Genomic DNA, 23,747 nt, shown 5'->3' on the forward strand with positions numbered 1-23,747 from the left:
ACTTATTTCATTAACGGCTGAGATAACAACGAGAACAGCTTTTCTTTAAACAGGCCGGGTTTGATGCGGGTGATCACGCGCGCATTGGCCGGTTCGCCGGTCAGGTGGGTGGAATCGATGACGTAATGGTCGTAAGAGCTTTCACTTTTATATTCAACCCAGGAATACGCCTCCAGACTGGTTTCGACGATGTCCGGGTAGAGCGCCACCGCCATGGTGGTCGGATCGGGCAAATCAAAGCCTTTACGTTCGGTGCGCATGGCGTTGAACGCCATCAGCGTGCGATTGCAGCGCACGGCAAAGCGCCCCAGTTCGCCGAGATTATTCAATCGCTCTATATCGCGTTCGTTGATAAATGCTTCCCCCATGCCGATCTCCCAGCCAACGAGGGTGAGCGGCAGCCCGGCAGTGAGCACCAGATGCGCGGCCTCGGCATCGGCGTAAAAATTAAATTCGGCCAGCGGGGTGATATTGCCGGGCATCAGCCCGGAACCGCCCATCACATAAACCCTCTTCACTTTTTCGGCCAGCGTGGGCGCTTTCAGCACCGCCATCGCGAGATTGGTCAACGGCCCGAGGGTGACGATTTCCAGCTCGCCATTGAGCCGTGCGGCGCAGTCGATGATGGCGTCCACGGCATGAACGGGTTCGGCGCTCTGGCGCGGATCGGGCAAGGCCATGTCGCCCATGCCGTCTTCGCCGTGAATATGGTGCGAATGATAACGCGTTCGCAAAAGCGGTTTCGCCATGCCGGCATAAACCGGGGGCGCATAGGTTCCCGCTTTTTCCACGCAGATAAGTGCATTTTTGACGCACTGTTCAAGCGGGCAGTTTCCCGCGACGGTGGTGATCGCTTCCACCTTCACGTCGGGTGCGCGCAACGCCATCAGCAGCGCGACGGCATCGTCGGAAGCGGTATCGGTGTCTATCAGAATATGTCGCATGGCCATCTCCTCGGGTGGGCTATGCGGAGAAAGTACCCAGACGACCTAAGGCAAAAAAGGTCAGATGTCCTTTTTCGTTCTGAAGCGCGTCGGCTATGCTGAACGCAGTCGAAAGCGAGGATGTAAGACGTTTAAGGATGAGCCCTGGGAGTGAATCGCCTTGAAAACGGTCGGTGACAGCAAGCTAAAAGAAGCTTTTATCGACGCTCACGATCTGCGAACGGCGCTTTCGCCCACGCTGCTCGCCGCACTGCGCCTGGTCAGCGTCGAAGCCGGCGAATACCTGGTGACGCAAAGCGATCGTTTGACCCACCTGTTTTTTCTCGTACAGGGAAAATTGCAGGTTGAGAATTTTGATGTGAATGGCGCGCACATTGTCTTTTCCTTCGAAACGGATTTCTCGGTGATTGGCGATCTGGAACTGTTTTCCCAGGCGCAGCGCACGCTGTTCAGCACCGTGCAGGCGGTGACCGACGCGCTGCTCCTCGCGGCACCGATAGAGGCCATCAACAATCACGCCCTGAGCGACCCGGCGTTCCTCACCTTTATCTGCCGGCAATTGAGCAATAAGCTGCTGAATGCCTCTTTGCTGCATGCGAACGGCGTTTTTACGGCGGAGTATAAACTGCGAAAATTTTTATTATTCAAGATAAAGAACGAAGGGGAATTGATTGAGCTGGAAAACCGGGAGGCGCTGGCGGCGAGATTGGGCATCTCCGTCAGACAGCTGAGCCGCGCGCTGGCGCAGCTCGCGGCGGACGGCATCATTCAATTCAAAAACAAATCACTGCGGGTGACGGATCGCCAACGGCTGTCCGACATCAACGGGAGCGCCAGGATCTAGCCGATCGCCGGCCCCTTCAATTCCACGCGATTGCCGTCCGGATCGCTGAAATAAATGGACGGGCCGTCGCCTTCAGCGCCATAGCGCGATTCGGCGGGATCAACGCCGATCCCCTGCGATCGCAGATAGGCCAACAGCTCGTCCTCGTTGAAAGGATCGATGCGCAGGCAGATGTGATCGACATTTTGCCGGTGAGGATCGGGCGCCGTGCCGCCTTTTTTCCCCAACACGCCGTTAATATCCACCAGATCGATCATGGCCGCTCCGGCGCGCAGGTGCATCAGCCCCAAATCCGGCCGCTGTTTGGCGATATCACAGCCGACGATCCGGGTATAAAAATGCAGGCTTTTCTGCATATCGCGCACGCGCAGCACCACATGGTCGATAGTCTTCAGGCTGAAAGGGCGCACGGCCATCTCCTCAAACGGAAGTCTCCTTTACAGCATAAACGGCGCTGGCGGATTTATCCTGCTCCAGAGCTAAAGCAAAAAAACGGCCGATGGTTTTCACCATCGGCCGTAAGCGTGCGGAGTGTTCACGCATTAGCGCGGGAAGTTGCCGCTCAGCGCATCCAGGCCATCCTGGTAGATGCCATGGAACAGGGCGACGGCTTCGTCGTCGCTGATATTGACCGGCGTGAAGCTGCCCGACCATTCCACGCGCGCCACGTTGGCGTCGTCGGTGGCGTGTACCGACAGGGTGGACAGGTAATTCACCACCGGGAACGGCGCCTGCATGATGGAGTAGCTGTAGCTGCGTTGACGGTTGTCGAACGCTTCCAGCCGCTCGATAACGGTGCCGCCGTCAGCGGTCGTCAAAGTGCGCACGCGGCCGCCTTCAGAAACGACGCTTTTCGGAATGAACGGCAGCCAGTCAGGCAGGGCGTCGAAACCGCCGATCAGTTGCCATACGGTGTCGGCGGATGCCGGGATGTTCATAGATACGGATGTAGTAGCCATTTTCTTTCTCTCTTGATATCGGTTTAGGGTACGGAATTACATTGCCAGGGTGTCGACGACGCCGCCGTCGACGCGCAGCGCCGCGCCGGTAGTGGCCGAAGACAGCGGGGACGCAAGGTAAACGGCCAAGTTGGCCACTTCATCGACGTCCGCCGCGCGTTGAATGATGGAGCTTGGGCGTTCGGTTTTAACGAACTCGTCGGCCTGATCGCGCGCGCTGCGCCCGGATTTGGCCGCCGCTTCCGCCAGCATCTCCTGCAGGCCTTCGGTAAAGGTTGGCCCTGGCAGGATGGCGTTGACCGTCACGCCGGTGCCGGCGAGGCGTTTCGCCAGGCCGTGAGATACCGCCAGGTTGGCGCTTTTGGTCACGCCGTAGTTGATCATATCCGCCGGGATGGCGACGCCGGATTCGGACGACACGAAAATAATGCGTCCCCAGCCCTGTTCGGTCATGCTCTGCGCGTAGTGGCGAGCCAGACGCACGCCCGAGAGGACGTTGACGTTATAGAAGTGCATCCACTCGCTGTCGGGCACGGTAAAGAAGTCTTTATCGTTGAAAATACCGAGGTTGTTGACCAGCACGTCGGCTTTCGGTTCCGCGGCGAACAGGGTTGCAGCCCCTTGTTCGGTGCCGAGATCGGCGACCACGCCGCGTACCTGCGCGCCGGGCACGTTGGCGCTGATATCGGCGATGGCGTTATCGACCCCGACTTTCTGACGGCCGACGATCACCACCGTGGCGCCCGTTTTGGCAAGCCCGCGCGCGATGCCGAGACCGATGCCGGAGGTGGAGCCGCTGACGACGGCGACTTTGCCTGAAAGATCCAGTTTCATCATGTATATCACTCTGTAATGTGGGTAATGGGGCCGGGGGCCGGCCCCATAAAACTTAACGAATCGGCAGCGGCGCGTTGTCGGCCACCAGTTTCTGGCGGCGCATCTCCGCCCAGAACTCAGCCGGGATCGCTGCATCCAGCGCAGCCAGATCTTCGGCCATGCGGCCAGGACGGCTCGAACCGGGGATCACGGCGGCGACGGCCGGGTTAGCCAGCGCAAACTGCAGCGCAGCGGCTTTGACGTCTACCTGGAAGCGAGCGGCGATCTCTTTGATTTTCGCGACTTGCTGGCGAATAGCCGGGGACGCTTTCTGATATTCGAAATGTTCGCCGCCGGCCAGTACGCCGGAGCTGTATGGGCCGCCGACGACGATATCGACATTCTGTTCCAGCGCTTCCGGCATCAGGCGTTGCAGGGCGCGTTCGTGATCCAGCAGGCTGTAGCGGCCGGCCAGCAGGAAGGCATCCGGTTTCGGCTCATCAAGCGCCAGCGTCAGTTCGCAAGGCTCGACGCGGTTGACCCCGAGGCCCCAGGCTTTGATCACGCCTTCGTCACGCAGGCGGGACAGTGCGCGGAAGGCGCCGGTACGGGCGATATTGAACTGTTCCAGCCAGCTGTCGCCGTAGAAATCCTGAGCGACGTCGTGGATCCAGACGATATCCAGACGGTCGGTTTTAAGACGCTTCAGGCTGTGTTCAATGGAGCGAAGCGTGCCGTCTTCCGAGTAGTCGTTCAGGATCTTGTTTTTCAAACCGTGTTCGAACAGGCCGCCTTTCTCACCCAGATCGCGGGCGGCGGGATCTTCCATTTCGTCCAGCATGATGCGGCCCACTTTGGTGCTCAGCACGAACTCATCGCGTGGGTACTGAGAGAGCGCTTCGCCCATGCGAATTTCCGACAGGCCGGAACCGTAAAGCGGTGCGGTGTCGAAGTAGCGGATGCCCAAGTCCCAGGCGCTGGTTACGGTAGCCAGCGCTTCTTCTTCTGGAATGGCGCGGAACATATTGCCGAGCGGCGCGCCGCCCAAACCGATCTTGCCGGGTAAAATATTTTTGATGCTCATGGTGAATCCTCAATACGTTATCTTTTCAGGGAAACTAGTGGGGCTCATACAGCGTCTGCCCCGTCACGAGGCTAAAGATAACTTGGCAAGTTGTGACTTGATAGGACATAATTTGTCTAAGTTAAGTCCTTTGAGGTCTCACATGATCGATTTACGTCAGTTGAAATACTTTGTGGCGGTGGCGGAAGAAGAGCACGTCGGCCGCGCCGCCGAACGGCTGCACATTTCCCAGTCACCGCTGAGCCGGCAGATTTCCCAACTTGAGGAACGTCTGGGTTTGATGCTGTTCGAGCGCAATCAGCAGCGCATCCGCCTGACCGCCGACGGCCAGACGTTTCTGGCAGAAACCCGCGCGCTGTTGACGCACGCCACCCGGCTCGAGTCGCTTGGGCGCCGTCTGGGGCGCGGGGAAGACGGCGGGCTGTGCATTGGCTATATCGAAAATGCGATGCACTCCGGCGTATTGTCGAACGCATTGCGGTCGCTGCGGGTTTCCCGGCCGGATGTGCACATCGTGCTTTACAGCCAGCCTTCTTTCATACAGCTGGAAGGGCTGCGGCAGCGCAGCCTGGACGTGGCGCTGGTCAATACGGTGCCGGATCGCGCGGATCCGGATTTTGAATATACGCAGGTGCTGGACGATCGCATGCTGTTGGCCTTGCCGCAGGCCCATCCGCTGGCGGAGCGGGAGACGCTGCTGCCGGCGGATCTCACCGATCAGGCCTGGATTTCGGTGCTGCACAAGGAGGATGCCCATTCGCGCGACGACTTCGTGGCGGCCTGCGTGAAGGCCGGGTTCGATCCGGATATCCGGCTGGAGGCGGGCGAGCCGCTGACCGCGCTGGGGCTGGTCGCCGCCGGGTTGGGGATGACGTTGATCCAGCACAGCCTGCGGCATAACGCGCCGCAAGGCGTAGTGCTGCGCGAACTGCCCTGGATGCAATACACCACGCAGCTGTGGGCCGTGTGGCACAAGGCCAACCTGCGCCCGCTGGTCACCCATTTCCGCGAAGTGATGTCGGCCGGGCCGGCCTGCCACTGACTGCGCGGCGGTGTCCGGCCCGGATGGCGTCCGCTATGACACAGCGCGCAGGGCGGCGACGATCGCCGCCAGTGCGGCGCGTTGCTCGTCTGCCAGCGCGGGCTGCGCCTGCGCGGCATTTTCCGCCAGCAGGGTCTGCAGGCCGATCAGCCAGTCATAGATATAAAATGCGGTATTTTTGGTTGGCGTCGGCGCCAGCCGGGTGAGCCGCTGCTGGCCGCTCCAGTCCACCGCCGGCTGCGGCGGTGGGGTAAAGATCGGTTGGCCGGGATTGACGCGGCTCTCGGGGCGCGTTGCCGCATCGCGCCGCTGGAAGCCGAGCCAGGCGACGAAGTCGCCCAACAGCGCCAGCGCCTGGCTGATCTGCCGATCTTCCCCCTGTTCCGGCAGGCCGCCGGCGCACAGCGCGCGCTCCAGCTCATCATCGAGCCGCTGGCGGCAGGCGGCGCCGATCAACGCATCAACCAGCAGTTCGAGATGCGGTTTGTCGACGCCGAGCAGATCCAGCAACCGGCGGCTGTCCGGCAGGCTGCGCAGATGGTTGATCCAATCCGCGAATATCCGCGCGGCAAAGGGTGACGTGGGGGGCTCGCCGGGCGCCGGGGTTTCCGGTGCGCCGAACAGATCGATGTCGAGCCCGAACGGCGCAGGCGTCGCCGGGGTCGGCGCGGCGTGCTGCTGTTGCTGGTAAAGCTGGCGCAGCGTATCGCGCTGGGGCAACAATCGTTCCAGCAGTTCGCCGTGGCGGCCGGCCTGCGCCTGCAGCGCGCGCAGCAGCTGTTGGGCGCGTTGCTGAGTCGCGTATGGATCGGCGGCGGTGAGCCAGTTGCCGAGCAGGCTTTCCGTCAGCTCGCGCTGCAACTCTTCGCGCAGCTCGAGCAGGCGCGCTTGCTTGTGGGCCGGGCGCGCCTGTGCGGCCAGGTAGTTCACCATGCGGCGGCAATCCTGCTCATCCAGCGCCAGCAGTGTGGCCCAGCTGTCACCGGGTTCGCCGACCTGGCGCTGAACGGCGTCGTCAGGGCGCGGTTTGCCTTCCTGGCGTGGGTCGAACGGCGTGATCGCCCAGATTAAACCGGGTTTGTGGCGCTGGCGCAGCGCCGGGGTTTCCCCCTGGGTGTGGTCTACCCAACCGGCGAGCGCCTGGCCGATGCGCGCGGCGTCCTGCGGCGTGGCGGCGGCATCGGCCACCAGCAGCAGGTTGGCGTGCAGGCCGTCCGCGCAGCGGGCCAGCAAATGGGCGCGTTTCGCCTGTTGCAGCCGCTGCGTCGGTTCCGCCTGCGGGCGGGCGCAGCTGCCGGGCAGGTCGATCAGCGCCACGTCGGCGGGCAGGCCCGCCTGCGCGGTTTGCGGCAGAACGGTGGTGACTTCGGCGGTCAACCAGACCAGATCGCTCAGCGCGATCTCCCGTTCACCGCCGTGTTCGGCCATCACGACGATTGCCGTGTCTTCCGGTGCGGCGCTCGCAGTCAGCAGCGTCAAGGCGCGGCGCGGAGCGTGAACCTGCCGGCTGTCACCGAGGGCATGCAGCGCGTGCGCCAGCTGGCGATAATGCGTCGTCAGCGTCGGTTCCTCTCCCCACAGCGGCGCAAACAGGCGCGCGCGATCGTCGATGCTCAGCTGCGGCGCCAGCGCCACGGCCTGCGGCCAGAAATGCCTGTCCAGCGTCTGTTGCCCCTTGTCGCCGTGGCGGCGTTGGCTATCCCACAGCGCCAGCACATCGCCGTCGCTGAGGCCGTCGGGGGCGATGGCTTGGCGGTGGCGCGCCAACGTTTGCAGATGGCCGGCGATCGCGCGGGCGTCCCAGTCCAGCCGGAAGCCGCCCATCGCGGCGGCATCGAGCGTGATGGCCAGCCACTGCGCTTCATTGAGCAGGGCGAGGGCGATCGGATACTCGGCGGGCCCCGCCTCGGCCGCCGTGCAGTAGCGCACCGCAAGCGAAAGGTCCGCGTTGAAGCGTTTCGCGCCGGGCGCCAGCGCCGCCAGCAGATGGGCCTTGGCGGCGGCGTTGTGGCCATACAAACCGATGGCGACCTGCGCAGGGCATGCGTTTTCCAACCGTGCGGCGCGGTTATGGCAACGGCGCAGGCGCAGCGTCAGGCGATCCGCCTCCTGTTCCAAACGGGCGGACTGCCGGCGTGCGGCGTCCACCCAGTCGATCGCCTGCAATATGCCGGCGCTGAGCGCGTTATTCGGGGCCGCTGGGGCGAAGGTTTGTGTGTTCATCGTGGGTAAATGCTCCCGCTGTCTATCCAGTAGTGGGTCGCACCGGAGGCGCTGGCAGCCAGGGTATTGAGTTTCAGTTGCAGGTGGTGCGCCGGGACGGGGCTGCCGTCGGCCAGCAGCGCCTGCGCGATCTTGACGCTCTCGGCGCCCTGTTCGGCGCTGGCGGTGATGGCCAGCCGCAGGCTGATCACCGCATCGCCGGCCAGTTTGCGCGCCAGTTGGGCGTCATTGATGGTCAGCGTATAGAGCGGCGAGGCCGGCCAGCGTTCGTTGTCCAACTGGCGGAACCCCAGGCGCAGCGGACCGCGCAGCTGGAAGCTGCCGGCGGGATCGAGCGCGAAATCGGCGCGATCCAGATCGATGTCGCGGTAATAGACGTTATCGTCCGCCAGCATGTTGTTACCGTCCAGCATGCCCAGATAACGAATGGTGGAGTAGGGTTGGAAATCCCCGACGTTGAAGTAAAAGCTCTCCAGCCGCAGGTCGATCGCCAGCAGGCACAGCATGGCGCCCACGGCGGCGGTGGATTTTGGGTTGTCGATGCGGCCGCGTTTGTTGAACGGGTACCAGCTGCGGGTGTGGTAGCCCTCAAGCGGCAGAATGCGGCTGGCGGGCAGCGGCTGCAGATGGCGCAGCAGCGCCTGCACGCCGGGGAAACGCGCCGGGCGGCCGGTCAATAGCAGCACGTCGCAGGTATACAGCGCCACCACCTCGGCCAGCAGGCGCAGGCAGCGGCCGATGCCGATGCGATCGGACAAGAAGGCGGCGTGCAGATCGGCCAGGCGGATCACCAGCGGGGTGTGCAGGATATCGAAGGCGTTGCTGTCGGCTTCGCGCTGCACTTCGCCGTTGATAAACGCCAGCACCTGCGGCGTCGGCGGCTGCGGCAGCAGATCGCCCAGGCTGGCGGCGATTTCCGCCCGGTTGTCCAGCGGGTCGTATTCTTCATAGGCGCCGAGCAGCGCGCGTCCGGCGGGCATGAAGATCTGCAGCGCGGCCTGCTGACGCAGGGTGGAAAGCCCGTCCATGCGCCCTTCGTTGCCGAACAGCCTGTCCATCAGCGCCGGGGCGGCGCTCACGCCGGCGGTTTCGAATGCCTGCTGCACGGCGGGCAGGATAAACTGCTGGATGGCGTCCAGCAGGATATCGTCGCCGGCGACTTTAAAGCCCTCGCGGAACAGCAGGCGCGGGTTGATTTTGATGTTGTTGCCCACGCCGTCGTCGAGCGAATAGTGCGTGATCGCCAGATCCGTGGTGCCCCCGCCGATGTCGATGGAGGCGATACGCAGCGTTTTTCCCGCCTGCTCACCCGGCGCCAACGGCCGGTCGGGCCGGGCCATGGCGGCGAAAAAGGCGTCGGTGCGGCCGGCGAAGTTCACCTGGGTTTCGTTGTACAGATAGACCATCTGACCGCAGGTGGCCTCGTCCCACTCCATCTGTACCTGCGGCGCCGGGAAGCGGGCGTGCGCGCCGTCGAACGGCGCATCCTGCGGGTGCCAGCCGAGGGCCTTCCACACCAGCCCGATCGCCTCCTGCATGCGGCGGCGGAAAATCTCGCGCTCCGGTTTCGGCATCGCCGAAGGCAGCGTCAGAATGATGGTGCGCAAACGGCGCGGCGCGGCGGCGTTCGGCATGCGGCTGCGCTGGGCGATGCTGTTGATCTGCATCAGCGCCTGCGCCAGCAGCTCGCTCAGCATCAATGTCATCACCGCGCTGCGGCTGTAATGGGCGGCGAACACCGGCAGCCGTTGCGCCGTCGGCAGGGCGGACAGCGGCACGCCTTCGTCGTTGATCAGGGTGGTCAACGGCGCGGCGGCGGCCATCGGCTCGTGCCGCTCGTTGAAGCGCCAGCCGGGCGCATAGCGCTCCTCGTCCCACAGGTAGCGGCGCGGGCTGGAAATGCCGGTGGTGCCTTCATGGCCCGTTCGCCGCTGCGCCAGCTGCGCGGCTTCGCGGCCGACGCGGGTGATGGACGGCCACTGGAAGGCGTCGTCGCGCCCGCTCTGGAACGACAGATGCGGCTTGCCGAAGCTGGCCTGAGAAAACTCCACCCGGCTCTCGAACAGCTCGTTGTAGACGCGGTGCGGTTCAGACAGCGAACGCAGCTGCAGCTCGTAGGTTTGCTTCAGGCCGTTGCTCTCTTCCGGGTGGTCTTCGACCAGCACGCCGCAGGTGTGCGAGTTGCCGACGTCCAGCACCAGATCGACGTCGATCGCCGGTTGCTGCAGCGTCGCCGCCACCATTTTTATCTGCGGCACCGCCAGCTGGTGGCCGAGCATGTGCAACAGGTTGAGGTAGTGCGCCTGATACTCGAAGGTTTTCAGCCCGGCGTTGATCTCCACTTCGGCGCGCTGCTCCCGCTCGGCGGCGCGCTGGCTGAACGCCTCGCGCAGCCAGCCGTCCACCCAGGTCAGATCGAGAAATTCGCCCAGCTCGTGGTTGCGGTGCGCCAGCGCGAAGCTCAGATCGGCGCCGAGATCGCTTTCGCCCGGCGCCAGCGCCTCCTGGCCGGGCGCGGCGGCGCGAGTGTCGAAGGCCAGCACCACGCGCAGCAGGTTGCCGTCCTGATCCGGTTCATCCAGCTGCACCACCTGCAGGCGCGCCCAGTTGTCCGGGCCCGACAAAAACAGGCCCGCCGGGGTGTGGCGCAAGAAGGGCAGCGGCAGCCAGAGCTTATCCAGCAGGCGCAGCGACTGCTGCAGCGGGTAGCTGAACTCCGGCCGCACCACTTCGGCGGCCTGGTCGCCCACGGCCGGCAACTGGTATTTGCCGCTCTCGGCCTCCCATTGCAGGCGCAGCAGCGGGCCGCTGGCGGTCTTGCGCACGAATTTGCCGGGAAACTCGGCGTCCAGCCGCGGGGTCAAGGCAAAGTCCAGAAACTGAATGCCGCTGTCCTGGATCAGCGTAATGCCGTGTTTGTAGTCCGTAAGGGGTGCCAGCATCATTTACTCTCGCGCTTGAACGTCATGGGATAGGTGGTGTCCGCATCGTAGCGGCCGGTGCACTCTGCCGCGCCGGTTTCGCCCTGGCGGCAGACGATCTCCGGGATCTGGTAGCGGCTGCCGTCGCTGCAGCGCGCCTTGGTGCGGCTGTTGATCACCAGATTGCCGGACTGCATCAGCCCGGCTTCAACCGCCACCCGGCAGCTGACGCCGTCGCCGTAGGCGATGACAGCGCTGCCCTTGCCGCCGTTCAGACGGTATTGCAGGCCGGGGCGCTTGCCGGTAATCGGGTCTTTCAGCGCTACCGTGGCGCGCCATTTGCCGTTAAGGAAACGGGTGGAACCGGCCTTCACCGCCTCGGGCGGCAGCACCAGCGCATTTTTGTCCAGCGGTTGCGGGATGGCCGGCGCCGGGGGCGGCGGCATCAGCGTCGCGTGCGCCAGCGGCAAGCGCAGCTTGGGCAACGGCGCGGCGGTTTTTTTCGGCGGCGCCGGATGCCGTACCTCAGCCGGCATCGCCGGTTGCGGCGGCGGTGAGCGGTGCAGCCAGGCGGCCAGCGCCGCACTGCCAAGCAACAGAACGGGCAACAGCCAGAGAGCGTGGCGCCGGCGAGCGGCAGGGGATTCGACGAACGCCGCCGGGGCGGGCGCCGGTTCGGGCTCGGCGGCCGGGGCTGGTTTTACCGGTTCGACAACGACCGGTTTGCGCGGAGCGGCAGCGATCGGCGCCGGTTTTTCCACTTCGACTTTCATCTCTGCGTCGATCGGGCGCAGGCAGGCCAACGGATCGTTCGGGCTCTGCGCCTGCGGCTTGATAAAGCCCCAGAAGGTCAGCACCGGTCGATCGTCCACCAGGTAAACGTGGTTGGGGTCGGGTATGTGCATCGCTTTGGCCAGCAGCGCGCCGAACAGGCGATGGCTGGGGTGATCGGTCGCCAGGGCCTGTTCCGTCAGGCTGCGGAAGGTCGTCAGGCTGTGTTCCAGGTGCCGTACCGCCTGCGCGCGCTGGGCATCGCTCGCCGCCAGCCAGGAGGTGACTTTGCCGGGAAAGGGCGCATACCAGTCGATGCGGGTGCCGCTTTCGTTCGGCTGGGGGATCGCCAGACAGTCGGCGGCCTGCTGCTGCCGGCGAAGGCGCAGGGTTTCCCGCAGCTGCTGCGCGCAGGCGTAGACCGGTTGCCCGTTCTCGCCTAAAGCCAGCACATCATCCAAACTGCCACTGCGTAAGAAGGGTTTCACCACGGCGCCGCACCTTGTCCTGTTCTGCAAAAACGCATAAAAGTCCATGATACCCCGCAGGCAGGGCCGCCAAACGGCCAAGGACAGCCCGAAAAACGCCCTTCTTTGGCGTTAGCGGCGCGCTTTGCTAACCGGCACAGTGAAAATCTCGCTATCTGGACCTGTCTGTGAACCGTTTTATCTGAAAAATAGAACGCAGCCCCGGCAAGCGACGCCGGGCAACGATGTTCTCTTTCACTATGACATCGCCTCGCGGGTTGCCGATTTCGGTATGCCTCAGGCGTGCGGAGCGTTCACATGACGGACAGTCAGTCTGCAAAAACTCTCGTTGTTACCCCTGCACATCCCGCCGCCGGGCATTCGGCCCAGGGCTGGATGAACGGTTTTCTTGGCATGATGATCTTCAGCGGCTCGTTGCCCGCCACCCGGGTGGCGGTGCTGGAGCTCGATCCGCTGTTTCTGACGGCGGTCAGGGCGGCGATCGCCGCTTTGCTGGCCCTGTGCGCGCTGCTGATCACCCGGCAGGCGCGGCCGACGCGGGCGGATTTGCCGCCGCTGCTGTTTGTGGCGCTTGGCGTAGTCATCGGTTTTCCGCTGCTGACGGCGCTGGCGCTGCAGCACACCACGTCGGCGCATTCGCTGGTGTATATCGGCCTGCTGCCGCTGGCGACCGCCGGTTTTGGCGTTTTGCGCGGCGGAGAGCGGCCCAAGCCCGCTTTTTGGGCTTTTTCAGGCGTCGGCGCCGTGCTGGTGGGCGCTTTCGCGTTGAGCCAGGGGAGCGGCGGCGCCTGGCAAGGGGATGCGCTGATGGTCGGGGCGGTGTTGCTGTGCGGCCTGGGCTATGCCGAAGGGGCGGTGCTGTCGCGCCGGATCGGCGGCTGGCAGGCGATCTCCTGGGCGCTGGTGGTGGCGTTGCCGTTGACGCTGGCGGCCACCTGGCTGGTGGCACCGGCCGCCTGGCCCGTGGTCAGCGGCGCTGCCTGGCTGTCGCTGGTTTACGTCTCGGTGTTCAGCATGTGGATTGGGTTTATTTTCTGGTATCGCGGCCTGGCGCAGGGCGGCATCGCCGCCGTCGGGCAGCTGCAGCTGCTGCAGCCGTTCTTCGGCCTGGCGCTGGCGGGCTGGCTGCTGCATGAGACCGTCCAGCCGATGATGATCGCCGTGATGGCCGGCGTGGTGGTTTGCGTGTTCGGCGCCAAGCGCTTTTCCCGCTAGGCGCCGCTGCCGGCGCAAGCCAGGATCACCTGTCCGAGCCGTTCCACCGCCTGTTGCACCTGGCGGTCGGCGTAACCGCCCAACCCCAGCACCAGGCCCGGCTCACCGTGGCCGGGCGCATACATCGGCGACACCGCCCGCAGCGCCAACCCGGCTTCGTTGGCCTGCAGGGCGATCCGCACGTCGTCGAGATCTTTTCTCAGCCACAGCACCATGTGCATGCCCTGATCGCAGGGCTGCACTACCGCCAGTTCAGCGGGAATATGCGTGTTGATCGCCGCGATCAGCACCCGACGCTTCTCGGCGTAGACGCCGCGCATTTTGCGGATATGCCGGTCGAGATACCCTTCGGTGATAAAGGCGGCCAGCACGTGTTGATCCGCGCTGGGTGGATGGCGATCCATCAGGATCCTGGCGCCGCAAAAGGCGTCGACCAGCGGCGGCGGCACGATGGCGTAACCCAGCCGCAGCGACGGGAACAACACCTTGCTGAAGGTGCCGAGATAGAGCGTCCGCTCGGGCGCCAGCCCCTGCAGCGAAGGGAACGGGTGGCCGGCGTAGCGCATCTCGCTGTCGTAATCGTCTTCCACGATCCAAGCCTGCCGCTCTCTGGCCCAGGCCAGCAGGGCGCTTCTTTTCGCCATGCTCATCGGCATGCCCAGCGGATACTGATGCGACGGCGTGACAAAGGCGGCGCGGGCGTCGGCGGCCAGGCGCACACCGGCGGCGACGTCGATGCCGTCGTCGGCGACGGGCACCCTAATCATGCGCCGATCGCGGAACAGGCTATCGAAAATGGCGGTAATGCCGGCGTAGGCAGGATCTTCGACCCAGGCGCTGTCGCCGGCGTCCAACAGGATCTGCGCGGCCAAATACAGTCCCTGTTGGGTGCCGGAGGTGATGAGGATTTGCTGCGGCGTGCAGTTTACCGAGCGGGAACGGCGCACATAGTCGCAGATGGCTTCGCGCAGCGGCAGCGCGCCCAGCGGATCGCCGTAGCCCGACGGCGCGCCGGGGCCGCGGGCGCGGATGCGGTTGCCGAGCCGCCGCCAGATATCGTCGGGCGCGGTATCGCCGATTGGCACTGACACAGTGAACGGCACCGGCGGCAGCGCCCGCGCCTGCGTGGCAAAGCGCGCCAGATGCTGCGCCTGTGAAGAAAGCGGAACCGCTACCGCTGAACTCGCCTGCGCCGTGGCGTGCGGCGTGCGGCGCGGCGCCTGATAGTGGGCGACCCGGGTGCCGGAGCCGGGCTGCGGTTCGAGAAAGCCTTCCGCCGTCAGCTGAGCAAAGGCTTCCAATACCGTGCCGCGCGCCAGATCCAGCGCCGCCGACAGCCGGCGCGTCGAAGGCAGCAGATCGCCCGCTTTCAGATCGCCTTTGTGGATGGCCCGGCGCAGGGCCTGCGCCAGTTGGTGGCTTAGCTGCCCCGCCTGGCGGTCAATCTCGCCGAGGGCTGGGACGTCAACGACTTTGGCTGTTCTGGGCATGGATTCCGGCTCGCTTTGCAGTGCGAAAATGAGTATTCAGCGTAAACCACTCTTACTGTGTTCGCTAATGCGCCGTACCAGATTGAAAAAAGGAGCGCGAATCCGCGTTGTCGTGTTTGGGGGATGGCCGCGAGAACATTTTACCCGGTATTGTATGCGCTTCATTATTTTAGCGCTATTACCAGGCTTCTATAACGGGGTTACATAATGCAATGTTGCTTATCGGCGAATTTGAAATAAACCTCATCACCAAAATGTTTGGTGATGGCTTTCAGGCGTCAATCAGAGGCATGCTATATCTGTTGTGAATTGATTGATGGCGTGTGGGGCTAATGGTGAAGGTAGCATGCATTGTTACACTGCGTAGTGGAATGCCTAAGGTTGCGCAACTCTGCGGCTGTACACGCGTTTCGCGAAATTTCCCCAAGCTAAAATCGGCGATTTGGTATCTCGGATATATTTTTTATTAAAATCAACTAATCCCATTAGTCTTATATTCTGTTTGTTCTATTTTCTTTCTAATTTAAATTTACAAAAACCTATTTTATGTTTTTTTGTAGTTTTTTATTTTAAATTTAAAGATAATTTCAATATATAAAACTTTTTTCTTCGGGGTTTGTGTATCATGTCTCTGCGTTATCTGAATGGCTTTTTCTATCATAAATATTAATTCCATGATGAGAGGGTTGCCTTTTTAAGGACGGAAGGAAAACAGTCTGAGGCAGTGTTTTGGTGGGAGGTACGATGAAGATATAAATAGCAGGCTATGCTTTTCGTGTTTTTGGAATTTATATCTGATTTTTTTTGAAATGCGGGATTTAAGACTCATGATTAAAATCTAATGATAATCATGATTTATTGCACTGTGTGAAGATGACGGCAGTGGAATATATCGGTTGTCAGGCGCTTCTTGAGACTAACTTCTCATGGTTCTCGTAATATTGAATGGCAACTGATCAATTTTAAGGGATTGCCCAAGACTTTTCTGAATTTATAATGACATAAAGACATTATGAATTTAAATGATGCAGTTTTATTTTTTTATTCTTTCAGGGAATCTTAATGATGGAACGCCATCTCTTCGGTTTTATTATAGATCACGACATTCAACTGGACATCGCCAACAAGCGATTGGTGAGAATCAATTCTCTGGCGCCGGAAAAATGGGTGCACTTTAGCGCGGTGACATTAAATGATGCCATGGTGAGCTTACTGGTTTTTTTATTACAACACCATGGCGACGGTCGGAAATTCACCAAAGCGGAAATATTGCAACAGGTGTGGGATGACAACAGTTACTCGTCATCCAGCCAAAAACTCTGGCAAACCATTAAAGAGCTCAGATTAAGGCTCGATGTGATAGGTTTGCCGCATGACTTCATCGTTAATGTGAAGGGGGCGGGGTATACCCTTAATAACCCAGTCGTTACGCCTTTATTCTACGAGTGATTGTATTTAAAAGCGTAAAATAAAAGCGCGCATATCAATATTATCGTTCCTGCTTGGCGTTATTCATGGAAATAAAAGGTAATAGAATGCGTTATTGATAAAATAATCAGGAGTCTATATGAAAAAGTCCTCCGCAATAGTGTTTACCTTACTCGGCCTGTCTGGCTTGGTCGGCCAGGCGCAAGCGGCCAGCAACGGGACGATTAACTTTAGCGGCGCCGTTTCCGCGATGACTTGCGATGTGAGAGTCAACGGGCAGGCAGCCGATGGCAACATCACGCTGCCTGTCGTCACTCAGGATCAACTGAGCGTGATGAGTTGGACCGCCGGCCGCACGGCGTTTGAGCTGAAACTGAATAACTGCCAGGGCTCCCTGAAAACGGTGGCCGCTTACTTTGAGGCCGGCCCAGGGGTGGACTCCAGCGGGCGTCTGCATAACCTCACCGGCTCGGCGAAGAATGTCGCGCTGCAATTGCGTGAAGGTTCGGGATCATTCAATCCGATCGTGGCCGGCAGCCCAAGTCAAATAACGAATGCTACCTATCACACTATCGCTTCTACCGGTATGGCCACGTTACCGTATACGGTTGAATATTATGCCATGGGCGCAGCAAGCGCCGGTTCGGTAGTGAGTAATGTGGTGTATTCCCTGCAGTACAAATAACCATTTTACAGGGGGCTCCCCCCTGTATTTATCAAAATTACTGGAGTGATGATTATGAGCAATAAAGCTCGCTTTTTTTCGTGCGCGTTTTTTTTGGCCGTGCTTGCCTCTTTTCCCATGATGGCTTCCGCCAGCGTAGTGATTAACGGTACGCGGGTTATTTACTCTTCGTCAGATAAAGAAACTACGGTGAGATTAAATAATGTGGGCAAATCGCCGGTATTAATTCAAAGCTGGATTGATGACGGCGATCCGAATAAAAAACCAGAAAATATCAATGTGCCTTTTATTTTGACGCCGCCGATTAACCGCATTGATGCAGGCAAGGGGCAGACATTGCGTCTGAGTTACACCGGTGCACCGTTGCCGGCGGATAAAGAGAGCGTTTACTGGCTTAACGTGCTGGAGATCCCGGCCAAAAAGCAGCTTAAAGGCGATGAAAGCCTGCTGCAAATGGCCTTCCGTTCGCGCATCAAGTTGTTTTTCCGTCCGGATGGACTGAGCGGTGACGCCAATGAGGCGGCAAAGCAGTTGAGCTGGTCCGTGACGCCGGGCGGCGTCAAGGCGACTAACCCGACGCCGTATTTTGTGTCGCTGGTCAGCCTTGCTGCCAACGGCAAGGAAACTGAGGGGCAAATGATCGCGCCGCGATCCGCGTTGGAATTTAAAGGCGTCAGCGCTGCAGCGGGAAAATCGTTAAGCGTCGAATTCGTCAATGACTACGGCGCCGTCAATAAATTCATTGCTTTGGTTAAGTAAGCGCGAGCGAAGTCATTAATGGGGCGAATATCGGCCGGGCGTGACGGGGAAAATAACATGAGCGGATATTTTAGCTTTGCGCGCGCGGGCCGCCATGGCGCGTGGCGTTTAACGCCGGCGGCGCTGTGCGTGCTCGGCGCATTAAGCGGCTCAGCCTGGGCCGAAAACGTCGAATTCGATCCGTCATTTCTGAATATGGGTAATCGCGAGCATGTCGATTTGTCACGCTTTGCACGCGGGGCGGCGGGGTTGATCGGAAAACATCGGGTGGCGCTGTATATCAATGAAGAAGCCACAACCAATAGAGAAATTGAATTCAAAACGCGCGCCGATGGCAGCCTGTATCCCTGCCTGACGTCGGACATCGTCAAGGCGATCGCGTTTAACGAGGCCGCGTTGCCGAAAGCGGCGCTGGCGCCACTGGCGCAGGGAGAGGCATGCTTCGATCTGCCGCGGCAAATCCCCGACGCGCAGATGAACTTTGATAGCGGCGAGCAGCGGCTGGATATTGTGATACCGCAGATTTATATGCGTAAAACCGCGCGCGGCAGCGTTGATCCGGCACAGTGGGACAGCGGCGTCGCGGCTCTGTTTCTGAATTACAACCTGAACGGCTATACCAGCTCGTCGCGCGGCGTGGACTACCAATCTTTTTACGCCGGTTTGTCCGGCGGCGCCAACCTGGGCGCTTGGTATCTGCGGCATAACGGCACGTATAGCTGGATGCAAAACGGCACTTCGCAATACGACAGCATCAACACCTTCCTGCAGCGCGATATTCCGCTGCTGAAGGGCAGAGGTGTGATCGGCCAGGCGAACACCACCGGTCAACTGTTCGATACGCTGGCGTTTAACGGCGTGCAGCTGGCCAGCGATGAGCGCATGCTGCCGGAATCGCAGCGCGGCTATGCGCCGGAAATCCGCGGCATCGCCAGAAGCAACGCCCAGGTGACCGTGCGGCAAGGTGGGCAGATCATTTATCAAACCACGGTAACGCCGGGGGCATTCCTGATCGACGATCTGTATCCCACCGGCTACGGCGGCGATCTGGAGGTTACGGTGCGCGAAGCCGATGGCGCGCAGAGTGTCTTCACCGTGCCCTATGCGGCGGTCACTCAGCTGCTGCGACCGGGGGCCGATCGTTATGAAGCGGTGCTTGGCAAGGCCGACAGTGACAGCCTGCGGGAAAAGCCCTGGCTGTATCAGGCGACCTACCAGCGTGGTTTATCCAATGCGCTCACTGCCTACGGTGGCCTGCAGGCCGCGGCCGATTATCGGGCCGTACAATTAGGGACGGCCGTCGGCACGTCGTTGGGTGCGGTGGGGATCGACGTGACCCAAAGCGACAGCCGCCTGAGCCGCGAGCGACGGCAAAGCGGGCAGAGCTATCGGCTCAGCTACAGCAAAACCGTCAACGAAACCAACAGCAGTCTTTCGCTGGCCGCCTATCGGTTTTCCACCTCAGGCTATATGGATTTCATGACCGCCATGCAGACGCGTGAGCGCATGGCTCCGGGTGAGGGGGATAACGCCGTTCCGCGTGCCAAGAATCGTCTGACCTTCTCTGTTGCCCAAGGGCTGGCGTCGGGATGGGGGCAACTTTATGTCAGCGGCTCGCTGCAGGATTATTGGAACGGGTACGGGCGTGATAAGCAGTATCAGTTGGGCTACAGCAACGGCTATCGGTCGGTCGCCTATGGCCTGAGCGCGGCGCGCAGCAAGACGAGTAACGGCAAGGCGCAAAATAGCTTTTTGCTGAATATCAGCCTGCCATTGGGGCGGCGCGACAAGGCGGGCGCGCCGCAGCTGCGCCTGGGCCTGGCGCATGACAGCAACGGGGCGAGGAGCCAGCAGGCGATGATTTCCGGCAATCTCGGCGCTGCCAATCAGTTCAGCTATGGCCTGAGTGCGATGAACGCCAACCGCAATGGCGGCAGCGGCTCGTTGAACGCTCAGTATCGCAGCCAGAGGGCGCTGCTCAGCGGCGCTTACAGCGCGGGCAAAGGCTATCGCAGCGGCTCCGCCGGGCTCAGCGGCACCGTAGTGGGGCATGCCGGCGGCGTATCGTTCAGTTCTTACGGTTCGGAAACGTTCGCTCTGGTGGAAGCGAAAGGCGCCGAAGGCGCCGGAGTTTCCACCTACCCGGGCGTCGCTGTCGATGCGCGCGGTTATGCGTTGGTGCCTTATTTAACCCCCTACCAGCTGAATGAAATTAGCCTGGATCCCAAAGGCGCAGCGTCCGACGTCGAGCTGGAAGAGACGACGCGCAAGGTCGCGCCTTATTCTGGCGCGTTGGTGAAAGTGAAATATAACGCCCGTAAAGGCATGCCGGTATTGATCGACACCGGGTCTGCGGGCGTGCCGGCGCCTTTCGGCGCCGAAGTGCTCGACGAAAGCGGCGCCGTGGTTGGCGCCGTGGGGCAGGGCGGGCTGGTTTATGCGCGCGTCGCTCAGGACAGAGGCGGTTTGCGGGTGCGCTGGGGGGCGGATCGCAATGCGCAGTGCGACTTGAATTATGTGCTGATGCCGCAGCAGAAAGGCGGTCGGCCGGTGTTGCAGCGCTTTAGCGCGCCGTGTCGCAGCGGCGTTGGCGCAGAACGATGAGATCTATTTTTGGCTTGAGAACGCCGCCGGGCACGGCTGCAGCGGCGCGTTTCAACGCGCGGGAGAGAATGAGATGACACAAAAAAACCGCCAGGTTATTTGGCGCGGCATCGCCTTGTTGGCGCTGTTGCTGGCTCAATCGGCGTGGGCCGACTGTTATTACAGCGATAAGTCGAGTATCAAGAACGATCTGACGGTCAATGCGCCTTTGGTGACCGGTAATATCAGTATTGGCGCAGATGTGCCGGTTGGCTCAGTGATCTATACGCAAAACTTTAATCCCTCATTCGGCACAGTATGGGTTAAATGCGATACGCCGCAGACGTTCGTCTCGCTGGTGATGGATTATGAAACGCCTCCGTACCCGTTATCGGGGTGGAGCTCGGCGAAATTCGGCAAAGTGTATGAAACCGGCTTGCCGGGGGTGGGCGTATTTATCGATAATCACTCGTTGGATACTTTCACGCTGCCGTATATTTCCAACGGTACGTTAGTGAAAGAGGATAATGGCTGGGCGAATAACTTGTTCAAGTATCGTATCCGCTTAATCAAGACTGGCGACGTGCAACCCGGTACCGTCACCGGCGCCGCTCTGCCCTGCCTGATGACGCGGGTGGGACCGACCGCAGCCCCCTTTACGGCGATGCGGCTGTGCTTTACCGGCGCTATCAACGTGGAAGCGAAAACCTGCACCACGCCCGATGTTTTCGTCGCCATGGGGAAATATGACATGGGGCGACATTTCACCGGAAAAGGCAGCGTAACCGAATGGAAAGACGCCTCGATCCGCCTGCTGGATTGCCCGAGGTTTTACGGCACGGCCGAGGCCCAGTATTCGGATGACGGTACTGGCAGCATTAGCGGCGCGACCGGCAACAGTCTGACGCTTTCGTTGACGCCCAACACGTCGGTGATCGATGACATCAATGGCGTCATGGGCGTGAAAGAAGGCAGCGGCAGCGCCGGCGGCGTAGGCATTCAGTTGGGATATGGAGCCTCTTTACCTCAGAGCGTACAGTTCTCGCGGGCAATCACCGTGCCGCTTTCCCCTGCCACGCCCACGTCTTTCAGCATTCCGTTGCAGGCCCGCTATATCCAAACCGAGCCTACCGTCACGCCGGGTGCTGCCGACGCAACAGTGACCTTTAACATCAATTATTATTGAGTGGGCGGGCTGGTCAACTCAGCCCGCGCTGATTCAGCAGCACTTTATTCAACTCGCTGTTTTTACGCACGTTCAGCTTGCGCATCGCCGAGCGCTTATGGGCGCTGATGGTTTTCTGGCTGCGCTGCAGCAGGCCGGCGATGCTGCAGGCGGACATGCCGCTGCTCATCAACCCCAACACCTTTTTTTCGCAGTGGCTGAGCGCGGCGATGCGGCAGGCCTGGCATTTCCACATGCCGGCGGCGTGCAGCGCCATCCACGGATGCTGGATAAATTTCTCCAGCGCCATCTGCAACTTGAGGCGGATGGCGTAGGCCGAATCGCGCCGATGGATGCTGAACAGCGACGGCAGGTTTTTCACCTGTTGCTGGGTCGTGTCGTCGAGGATCAGCAGAGTCAGCTGCCGCTGGCGCGGGATGCCGTAGGGGCTCTGGTAACAGCAGGCGCAGCCCCAGCGCTCTTCCGGCGTGCGGAACACGATTTCGATGTTATCCAACGCCTGCAGCGCCAGCGGCGAGAACTGCGGGTACAGGCGCTGGCATTCGTTCAGGGAGTGCAGATAATCCTGCAGCAGCAGACGCAGCCCCTGCTGGTAGAAGTTATCGCTGTCGAACAGCGTGAAGCGAATATCTGGCATGGGTGGCTCCTTAAAAGGCCGCGGCACCGCGCCGGAGCGAACGGTGACGGCCCATTGCCGGCGATAGCGCGCCGGGCGTTTTCCTGATTTCCCTGGGGCGGTGCGGGGCTTATTGGTACGCCAGCACAAAATTGGCGACGGACGTGAATTCGCCTTCGGTAATGCTTTGGTTCTGAATCGCGCTCGGCCGCCCTTGTACGTAGGCGGTGAAGTTCAGGTTGTTGGGGCCGTTTTGTAACGCGACGGCGCTGGTGGCCTTATTCAGAGAGATGCCCGCACCCTGATGATCGAACAGGGCGATGGCGGCGCCGTTCGCGCCGTTGTTGATCGCCAGCTTGCCCGGCAGCTCTCCGTCTTCGGCGCCGCTGAAGGTCACGCTGACGGATTTGAACACCGTGGTCTTGCAGTCGGTCAGCTTGATGCTGAATGGCACCGGCGTGGTGTGGCCGTAGCGGTACAGGGTTTTGACGATCACCGTGCCCATCTCCACCAGCTGATCGGCGGACTGCGGTTCGATATTGCACGGGCGGCTCACCACGGTGCCGTGGAACTGCACCGGCGCGCCGATAAGCTCGGTGTTCGCCGCCGCCGGCATGGCGGCAAACCAGCAGGGCGCGCAGCTCAGCAGCGCTAAAGCGCGTAGACGCATTTTCCGTTCCTCCCTCGGTTACTGGAATGCCGCCACGATGGTGGCCGATGCATTGAATTCCCCTTCGCCGATCTCTGCGCCGCCGTTGGCGAACGGCGCCGCCACCAGGTTCCAGGAGCCGCCGTTGCCGATGTTCGGCACCGGGTAAAACTCATTCGGGATAACCAACTGGCCTTTATGCGTCAGCCGGATGCCGAGATCGTTCTTGTCGGTTTTGAATACCTCGTTGCTGAAGGAGGCCGCCGTGCCCGACACCGCCAGCTTGATATTCAGCGTGCCGTCCTCGAAGCTGCCGCCCTCGCACTGGAAGCGCACCGGAATGCTTTGCGGGTAGTTCGAGCCGTTGAGATCGCTGCCGCCGATCTCGCCGAACTCCACGTTGATCAACTGGCCTTCGTTCACCACGCATTTATCGGGCACGTAGAGGATTGCGGACTGGATAAACACCTGCGCCATCGGGTTGGGGCCGAAACCGCCGTCGGTCGAGCCGAGGCGGCCGTACATCTCGATGATCTGCCGATCGTTAATCTCAACGCCGTTAATGATTTTCTTGCGCACCCGGAAGGTGATCTTGCCTTTGGAGCCGCTGCCGTAGTTGTTGACCTGCAAGTACGGCGGCTGGCAGCGGTGTTGGCTCAGCAGATTCGATTCGTTGTAAAAAGGCACGGTGACGTAGGCGTTCTTGTTGCCGGCAATCCACACCTCGGCTTTTAAATCCAAAAAGTCATTCAGTTTTAAATAGCCGTTGCCGTAGTCGGAGGGAGGCAACGCCGAATCCGACTTGTAAAAGTGCGGGCTGGTGGGGATAGGGGTATCGCAATACACCTTGCCGGTATAGGTGCCGCCCAGATCATAGGGAAACAGTTTGGTGAACCCCACCTGGTTGGTGATGTTGCTTTCATTCAGATCGATATAGAACTGTTTCGGCCCGCCGTCCGGCGTGACATAGCCGTTGGCCCAGGCGGCGGGGGCCGCCAGCGCGATCGCCAGCGGCAGGCAGAGTTTGGTCAGTTGAGTTTTCAT

General features: G+C 61.0%; 20 protein-coding genes. 8 read left to right on the forward strand and 12 right to left on the reverse strand.

The window, feature by feature from the left end:
- Window positions 1-2 precede the first annotated feature (2 nt).
- On the reverse strand, window positions 3-944 hold the full coding sequence (locus tag JL05_RS05365) for a nucleoside hydrolase (RefSeq protein WP_033631863.1): 942 nt from the start codon (window positions 942-944) through the stop codon (window positions 3-5).
- Between the two features lie 160 nt (window positions 945-1,104).
- On the opposite strand from JL05_RS05365, the gene JL05_RS05370 reads away from it, so the two are divergent.
- Window positions 1,105-1,788, forward strand: a complete 684-nt coding sequence (locus JL05_RS05370; protein WP_021505201.1) for a Crp/Fnr family transcriptional regulator — start codon at window positions 1,105-1,107, stop codon at window positions 1,786-1,788.
- On the opposite strand, the gene JL05_RS05375 is transcribed toward JL05_RS05370, so the two are convergent.
- The 4 genes from JL05_RS05375 to JL05_RS05390 form a co-directional block, all read right to left on the reverse strand.
- A complete protein-coding gene (locus JL05_RS05375) occupies window positions 1,785-2,204 on the reverse strand; it encodes a VOC family protein (RefSeq protein ID WP_004930960.1) in 420 nt (139 codons plus the stop codon). The two genes, JL05_RS05370 and JL05_RS05375, sit on opposite strands and share 4 nt — an antisense overlap.
- 126 nt (window positions 2,205-2,330) lie before the next feature.
- Window positions 2,331-2,747, reverse strand: coding sequence for an SRPBCC family protein (locus JL05_RS05380; protein ID WP_033631864.1), 417 nt, complete (start codon window positions 2,745-2,747; stop codon window positions 2,331-2,333).
- A gap of 36 nt (window positions 2,748-2,783) precedes the next feature.
- Window positions 2,784-3,581, reverse strand: a complete 798-nt coding sequence (locus JL05_RS05385; RefSeq protein WP_033633560.1) for an SDR family NAD(P)-dependent oxidoreductase — start codon at window positions 3,579-3,581, stop codon at window positions 2,784-2,786.
- Window positions 3,582-3,636: 55 nt separating this feature from the next.
- Complete coding sequence (locus JL05_RS05390) at window positions 3,637-4,647, reverse strand: aldo/keto reductase (protein ID WP_033631865.1); 1,011 nt, start codon at window positions 4,645-4,647, stop codon at window positions 3,637-3,639.
- A 142-nt stretch (window positions 4,648-4,789) separates the two neighbouring features.
- On the opposite strand from JL05_RS05390, the gene JL05_RS05395 reads away from it, so the two are divergent.
- Window positions 4,790-5,689, forward strand: coding sequence for a LysR substrate-binding domain-containing protein (locus JL05_RS05395; RefSeq protein WP_004930950.1), 900 nt, complete (start codon window positions 4,790-4,792; stop codon window positions 5,687-5,689).
- A gap of 33 nt (window positions 5,690-5,722) precedes the next feature.
- Here JL05_RS05395 and JL05_RS05400 read toward each other — a convergent pair whose 3' ends face one another.
- From JL05_RS05400 to JL05_RS05410, 3 genes are read right to left on the reverse strand one after another with little or no spacing between them, the layout of a single operon-like run.
- Window positions 5,723-7,912, reverse strand: coding sequence for a virulence factor SrfC family protein (locus tag JL05_RS05400; RefSeq protein WP_033631866.1), 2,190 nt, complete (start codon window positions 7,910-7,912; stop codon window positions 5,723-5,725).
- Complete coding sequence (locus tag JL05_RS05405) at window positions 7,909-10,854, reverse strand: virulence factor SrfB (protein WP_033633561.1); 2,946 nt, start codon at window positions 10,852-10,854, stop codon at window positions 7,909-7,911. Before JL05_RS05405 ends, JL05_RS05400 begins: the two co-directional genes overlap by 4 nt.
- Complete coding sequence (locus JL05_RS05410) at window positions 10,854-12,095, reverse strand: SrfA family protein (RefSeq protein WP_033631868.1); 1,242 nt, start codon at window positions 12,093-12,095, stop codon at window positions 10,854-10,856. The genes JL05_RS05405 and JL05_RS05410 overlap by 1 nt, the downstream gene beginning before the upstream one ends.
- A gap of 294 nt (window positions 12,096-12,389) precedes the next feature.
- Here JL05_RS05410 and JL05_RS05415 point away from each other — a divergent pair, with 294 nt between their 5' ends.
- The gene (locus JL05_RS05415; protein WP_033631869.1) at window positions 12,390-13,307 is read left to right on the forward strand and encodes a DMT family transporter; all 918 of its coding nucleotides are present in this window, start codon (window positions 12,390-12,392) and stop codon (window positions 13,305-13,307) included.
- Here JL05_RS05415 and pdxR read toward each other — a convergent pair.
- Window positions 13,304-14,797 (reverse strand): MocR-like pyridoxine biosynthesis transcription factor PdxR, encoded by a 1,494-nt coding sequence (gene pdxR / locus JL05_RS05420; RefSeq protein WP_033631870.1) that lies wholly within the window; start codon window positions 14,795-14,797, stop codon window positions 13,304-13,306. The genes JL05_RS05415 and pdxR overlap by 4 nt on opposite strands.
- 1,062 nt (window positions 14,798-15,859) lie before the next feature.
- On the opposite strand from pdxR, the gene JL05_RS05425 reads away from it, so the two are divergent.
- From JL05_RS05425 to JL05_RS05445, 5 genes are all read left to right on the forward strand, one after another.
- Window positions 15,860-16,246: a winged helix-turn-helix domain-containing protein gene (locus JL05_RS05425; RefSeq protein WP_050501227.1), complete on the forward strand. Its 387-nt coding sequence runs from the start codon at window positions 15,860-15,862 to the stop codon at window positions 16,244-16,246.
- 118 nt (window positions 16,247-16,364) lie between these two features.
- On the forward strand, window positions 16,365-16,910 hold the full coding sequence (locus JL05_RS05430; RefSeq protein WP_033631871.1) for a fimbrial protein: 546 nt from the start codon (window positions 16,365-16,367) through the stop codon (window positions 16,908-16,910).
- 54 nt (window positions 16,911-16,964) lie between these two features.
- Window positions 16,965-17,669: a fimbrial biogenesis chaperone gene (locus tag JL05_RS05435; protein ID WP_033631872.1), complete on the forward strand. Its 705-nt coding sequence runs from the start codon at window positions 16,965-16,967 to the stop codon at window positions 17,667-17,669.
- A 57-nt stretch (window positions 17,670-17,726) separates the two neighbouring features.
- Window positions 17,727-20,273, forward strand: coding sequence for a fimbria/pilus outer membrane usher protein (locus JL05_RS05440; RefSeq protein WP_033631873.1), 2,547 nt, complete (start codon window positions 17,727-17,729; stop codon window positions 20,271-20,273).
- 73 nt (window positions 20,274-20,346) lie between these two features.
- Window positions 20,347-21,438, forward strand: coding sequence for a fimbrial protein (locus JL05_RS05445; protein WP_134954135.1), 1,092 nt, complete (start codon window positions 20,347-20,349; stop codon window positions 21,436-21,438).
- A gap of 13 nt (window positions 21,439-21,451) precedes the next feature.
- Here the strand turns inward: JL05_RS05445 and JL05_RS05450 are convergent, their stop codons facing one another.
- The 3 genes from JL05_RS05450 to JL05_RS05460 form a co-directional block, all read right to left on the reverse strand.
- On the reverse strand, window positions 21,452-22,075 hold the full coding sequence (locus JL05_RS05450) for a LuxR C-terminal-related transcriptional regulator (protein ID WP_033631875.1): 624 nt from the start codon (window positions 22,073-22,075) through the stop codon (window positions 21,452-21,454).
- A gap of 109 nt (window positions 22,076-22,184) precedes the next feature.
- Window positions 22,185-22,724 (reverse strand): fimbrial protein, encoded by a 540-nt coding sequence (locus JL05_RS05455; RefSeq protein WP_033631876.1) that lies wholly within the window; start codon window positions 22,722-22,724, stop codon window positions 22,185-22,187.
- Between the two features lie 18 nt (window positions 22,725-22,742).
- Complete coding sequence (locus tag JL05_RS05460; protein ID WP_033631878.1) at window positions 22,743-23,747, reverse strand: fimbrial protein; 1,005 nt, start codon at window positions 23,745-23,747, stop codon at window positions 22,743-22,745.

The organism is Serratia nematodiphila DZ0503SBS1, assembly GCF_000738675.1.
In the GTDB taxonomy this organism is placed as follows: domain Bacteria; phylum Pseudomonadota; class Gammaproteobacteria; order Enterobacterales; family Enterobacteriaceae; genus Serratia; species Serratia nematodiphila.

Bases quoted from the DNA above. Each gene is read 5' to 3' on its own strand.
- JL05_RS05365 (WP_033631863.1), bottom strand. From the start codon at position 944: ATGCGACATATTCTGATAGACACCGATACCGCTTCCGACGATGCCGTC.
- JL05_RS05375 (WP_004930960.1), bottom strand. From the start codon at position 2,204: ATGGCCGTGCGCCCTTTCAGCCTGAAGACTATCGACCATGTGGTGCTG.
- JL05_RS05380 (WP_033631864.1), bottom strand. From the start codon at position 2,747: ATGGCTACTACATCCGTATCTATGAACATCCCGGCATCCGCCGACACC.
- JL05_RS05385 (WP_033633560.1), bottom strand. From the start codon at position 3,581: ATGAAACTGGATCTTTCAGGCAAAGTCGCCGTCGTCAGCGGCTCCACC.
- JL05_RS05390 (WP_033631865.1), bottom strand. From the start codon at position 4,647: ATGAGCATCAAAAATATTTTACCCGGCAAGATCGGTTTGGGCGGCGCG.
- JL05_RS05395 (WP_004930950.1), top strand. From the start codon at position 4,790: ATGATCGATTTACGTCAGTTGAAATACTTTGTGGCGGTGGCGGAAGAA.
- JL05_RS05400 (WP_033631866.1), bottom strand. From the start codon at position 7,912: ATGAACACACAAACCTTCGCCCCAGCGGCCCCGAATAACGCGCTCAGC.
- JL05_RS05405 (WP_033633561.1), bottom strand. From the start codon at position 10,854: ATGCTGGCACCCCTTACGGACTACAAACACGGCATTACGCTGATCCAG.
- JL05_RS05415 (WP_033631869.1), top strand. From the start codon at position 12,390: ATGACGGACAGTCAGTCTGCAAAAACTCTCGTTGTTACCCCTGCACAT.
- pdxR (WP_033631870.1), bottom strand. From the start codon at position 14,797: ATGCCCAGAACAGCCAAAGTCGTTGACGTCCCAGCCCTCGGCGAGATT.
- JL05_RS05425 (WP_050501227.1), top strand. From the start codon at position 15,860: ATGATGGAACGCCATCTCTTCGGTTTTATTATAGATCACGACATTCAA.
- JL05_RS05430 (WP_033631871.1), top strand. From the start codon at position 16,365: ATGAAAAAGTCCTCCGCAATAGTGTTTACCTTACTCGGCCTGTCTGGC.
- JL05_RS05435 (WP_033631872.1), top strand. From the start codon at position 16,965: ATGAGCAATAAAGCTCGCTTTTTTTCGTGCGCGTTTTTTTTGGCCGTG.
- JL05_RS05440 (WP_033631873.1), top strand. From the start codon at position 17,727: ATGAGCGGATATTTTAGCTTTGCGCGCGCGGGCCGCCATGGCGCGTGG.
- JL05_RS05445 (WP_134954135.1), top strand. From the start codon at position 20,347: ATGACACAAAAAAACCGCCAGGTTATTTGGCGCGGCATCGCCTTGTTG.
- JL05_RS05450 (WP_033631875.1), bottom strand. From the start codon at position 22,075: ATGCCAGATATTCGCTTCACGCTGTTCGACAGCGATAACTTCTACCAG.
- JL05_RS05455 (WP_033631876.1), bottom strand. From the start codon at position 22,724: ATGCGTCTACGCGCTTTAGCGCTGCTGAGCTGCGCGCCCTGCTGGTTT.
- JL05_RS05460 (WP_033631878.1), bottom strand. From the start codon at position 23,747: ATGAAAACTCAACTGACCAAACTCTGCCTGCCGCTGGCGATCGCGCTG.